We start from the raw sequence: 3931 nt of genomic DNA, 5'->3' as shown, positions 1-3931 counted from the left end.
CCACTGGCCCCTGGAGGACCCGGCCCGGGCTACAGGCACGGAAGAGGAAATTATGGCCAAATTCCGGGCCGTCCGGGATGAAATTAAAAAAAGGGTGGCCGAACTGCTGGCCACCGAAGCGTGTTGACCGCACAACCAGAATATTTCGCTCCCTCCCAGTGCACCAAGGATGCACCTGTTAGCACGTGCTTCACCATTTAGAATACGTCAAGCGGAAATCCAGCGTTTTCAATGGTTTGTGGAGGGGAGAGGTCGGAATCGAACCGGACTCCAGCCAGGGTCGCTGACCGGCCAACGGGTTTGCAGCCCGCGGGGGGCACCAGCCCCGCTCTCCCCGTTTTTTAATTTTCTCCATAGACCCATAAAATCCTTCTATATATCTCATTTAATTTTTCTATGACATGGCAGGTCTCAATAAAAGTGAAAAATAACGAAAAAGCCTGCCGCATGGTACCGGCAGACTCTGACAAGATTTGACAGGCACCAAATTGTTGATCCGGGAAAATCTTGTCGCAAAGCCTTTTTATTAATTTCCCCCGCGCTGGTTTTCGGAACCTTGTCAATAAATTATATGCGGTCCGGCAGCCACCACTTGGCCACCCGCCCGTAAAAATCACCTAAAAATCCTTACTGATATTGATAGAAACCTCGACCGGTCTTTCGTCCCAGATATCCTGCCCTCACCAGCTTTCTGAGAAGGGGTGCCGGGCGGTACTTGGAGTCGCAGGTTTCCTGGTAGAGGGTATCCATGACCATCAGCAGCACATCAAGCCCGATCAAGTCCGCTAAAGCCAGCGGGCCGATGGGGTGGTTGGCACCCAATTTCATCCCCTTATCGATGTCTTCGGCCGAAGCGATGCCTTCCTGCAGCACAAAAATAGCCTCGTTAATCATGGGAACCAGAATGCGGTTGACCACAAACAGGGGGGCTTCCTTAACCGTGATGACGGTTTTGCCCATCCGCTCACACACTTCCCGGGCAATGTTATAGGTTTCATCGCTGGTTTGTTCGCCGCGGATCAGCTCCACCAGCTGCATGACCGGCACGGGGTTAAAGAAATGGGTTCCCACGAATTTATCTGCCCGGCGGGTGACGGAAGCCATCTCCGTAATGGAAAGCCCGGAGGTATTGGAACAAAAGACGGTTTCCGGGCGGCAGGTGCCGTCCAGTTCCCGGTAAAGAGCCTTCTTTTGTTCCATGTTTTCGATAATGGCTTCAAATACCAGGTCGACCTTTTCCAACCCGGCCAGCCCGACGGCAGGAGTAAGCCTTCCCATAATGGACGATACATCCTGTCCCTCCAGCTTCCCCCTGGCCGCCAGGCGCTCAAGGCTGGAGCGGATACGGCCCAGCCCGCCCTGCACAAATTCTTCATTGACATCGGATAAAATCACCCGGTAGCCAGCCGTGGCTGCTACCTGGGCTATACCGGCCCCCATCGTACCGGCTCCGATAACGGCAATGGTTTCAATTTTCACAATCATCACCCCATTTAGACCATTAATTCAATGATTAACATAAGATTAACTGTTGAAGAAATTGCTGTAAATGGAACGCAGGTCCCGCTTAAGTATCTTCCCACTGGGAGTTTTGGGCAACTGGTCGACAAAGAGTACCCCTTTGGGCACCTTAAAGGGAGCCAGATGTGCTCGACAAAGGGCAATGATTTCTTCTTCCGTAGCAGTGTAGCCCGATTTCAAAACTACAACGGCCGCAACGGCCTCCACCCACTTTTCATGGGGCAAGCCGATTACTGCTACTTCTGAAACTGCCGGATGCCGGTAAATAACCTCTTCCACTTCCCGGCTGGAAACATTCTCTCCGCCAGTTTTAACCATATCCTTTTTACGATCAACGACGGTAATAAAATTATCCTCATCCAGTACTCCGATGTCACCGCTGTGGAACCAGCCGTGAGCCAGAGCTTCTTCAGTTTTATCCGGCTCCTTAAAATACATCAGCATAACATGGGGACCCCGACCACAAATTTCTCCCGGTATACCCGGAGCGGATATGGGATTATGGTTTTCATCCTCAATACGGGTTTCCATGTTCAGGCCGCCACGACCGGCAGAACCGGGCTTGCTGAACTGAAAGGCCGGTTTCAAAATGGTGTGATAGGGACTCAGCTCTGTCTGGCCATAGTAATTGTAAAAACGATGGCAATTGGGAAAACGCTGCTGCAATTCCTTGAGCACTTCAACCGGCATAATGGAAGCCCCATAGTAACCTTTAGCCAGAGAACCCAGGTCATGCCGTTCCAGGTCCGGGTGCCGCAACAGGGCAATCCAAACCGTCGGTGCTGCGAAAAACATGGTGGCCCGGTATTTTTCAACGGCTGCCATAATCTCGACCGGGTTAGGTTGCGGAAGGAGGACATTGGTACCCCCGACCATGAAAATAGGGTTCAAAAAAACATCCCTTTGAGCACAATGAAATATGGGCATAGCATTAACATTAATATCATCAGGTGTATATTCACCGTCAACTATGCATCCTACATACTGGGATATAAGGGATTGATTGGTCAGAATCACACCTTTGGGTAACGTTTCCGTCCCGCTCGTATAGGTCATCTGGACCGGATCCTCAATGCGCAGCTGCACATCCGGCTCATCAGCAGAGTACCGGCCGTACCAGTCATCAAATTCTAAAAACTTTTCAGGAGCATTCCTCCCCTGTCCCTGGTTGGACCAGATCAGCGTCTTAACTCCGGGCATATCGTCCAGAACATCTTTAACAATATCATATAGTGAGTCCTCAATGATAAAAACCTTGCTCTCCGAGTGGTTGATACAGAAGCTGATTTCCTTGCCCCGTAACAGGTAGTTAATGGCCAGGTAAATACCACCTGCCTTGGCGGTGCCCAACCAGGTTATCACATGATGGATGGTATTATGGGCCAAAATGGCCACCCTATCGTATTTTTTAATCCCCAAATCAATCAATGCATTAGCTACTCTGTTGCACTCGGATTCCAGCTGGGCGTAGGTAAGAGTCCTGTCTCCAAAGATAAGAGCAGGTTTGTCCGGATAGCGATAAGCACTACGCCGCACCATGTCGGCAATAACCCAACGGCTCACTTTGTTGTAACGCCTGCGGAGGAACTCCAGATTTTCTTCCGTAATGACCATATACTTTTGTCTTTCGGCTTCGGTTAAAGGAGCCAGGGCGGACATGTTTAATACCCCCTATTTTTCTTTTTCCAGCAGACTCCGGGCGATTACCAGCCGCTGAATCTGGTTGGTTCCCTCATAAATCTGGGTGATCTTGGCGTCGCGCATCATACGCTCCAGAGGGTACTCCCGCATGTAGCCGTAACCTCCGAGAAGTTGCACCGCATCCACGGTCACCTGCATGGCTACATCAGAGGCGAAAAGCTTGCTCATGGACGACAGCCGGCTTATTTCGCCGGCGGAAGCTCCCAGCTCGGCAGCATTTTCGATGAAAAAGGCCGCTCTGTAAACCAGCTGGCGTGCTGCTTCCACTCTGGTGGCCATGTCGGCCATCATGAATTGCAGTCCCTGAAAGGAAGCAACCGGCCTGCCGAATTGCACCCGCTCCCGGGTGTAATCGACGGCATAATCCAGCGCCCCCTGGGCAATGCCCACCGCCTGGGCACCAATTACCGGGCGGGTGCGGTCCAGGGTCATCATGGCAATCTTGAATCCATCCCCCTCCTTCCCCAGTAGATTTGCCACTGGCACGGGGCAATCTTCAAAAATGAGCTCCGTGGTGGGAGAACCCCTCACCCCCATTTTCTTTTCTTTCTTACCAACCGAGAAACCGGGATAATCCTTTTCCACAATGAAAGCTGAAAGACCCTTCAAGCCCCGGGCCGGGTCCGTGCTGGCAAAAACAGTGTAAACATCGGCTATACCGCCGTTGGTGATGAAACACTTCTGCCCTGAAAGCAGGTACCTGTCTCCC

The 3931-nt window shown here is 51.6% G+C and carries 3 protein-coding genes and 1 tRNA gene; all 4 read right to left on the bottom strand.

Going from position 1 to position 3931, the window contains the following annotated elements; genetic code table 11:
- Nucleotides 1-239: 239 nt before the first annotated feature.
- A tRNA-Cys gene (locus tag ACPLUI_RS12260) sits at nucleotides 240-336 on the bottom strand.
- Between the two features lie 291 nt (nucleotides 337-627).
- The gene (locus ACPLUI_RS12255) at nucleotides 628-1485 is read right to left on the bottom strand and encodes a 3-hydroxybutyryl-CoA dehydrogenase (RefSeq protein ID WP_424660541.1); all 858 of its coding nucleotides are present in this window, start codon (nucleotides 1483-1485) and stop codon (nucleotides 628-630) included.
- A gap of 39 nt (nucleotides 1486-1524) precedes the next feature.
- Complete coding sequence (locus ACPLUI_RS12250) at nucleotides 1525-3180, bottom strand: acyl-CoA synthetase (RefSeq protein WP_424660540.1); 1656 nt, start codon at nucleotides 3178-3180, stop codon at nucleotides 1525-1527.
- Nucleotides 3181-3192: 12 nt separating this feature from the next.
- A partial coding sequence (locus tag ACPLUI_RS12245) for an acyl-CoA dehydrogenase family protein (RefSeq protein ID WP_424660539.1) occupies nucleotides 3193-3931 on the bottom strand: 739 nt, incomplete at its 5' end.

This window comes from Desulfofundulus sp., from assembly GCF_049701015.1.
GTDB lineage: Bacteria > Bacillota > Desulfotomaculia > Desulfotomaculales > Desulfovirgulaceae > Desulfofundulus.
This window is presented reverse-complemented; position numbering and strand designations above follow the sequence as displayed.

Coding starts and splice junctions, on each gene's coding strand:
- ACPLUI_RS12255 (WP_424660541.1), bottom strand. CDS start 1,485: ATGATTGTGAAAATTGAAACCATTGCCGTTATCGGAGCCGGTACGATG.
- ACPLUI_RS12250 (WP_424660540.1), bottom strand. CDS start 3,180: ATGTCCGCCCTGGCTCCTTTAACCGAAGCCGAAAGACAAAAGTATATG.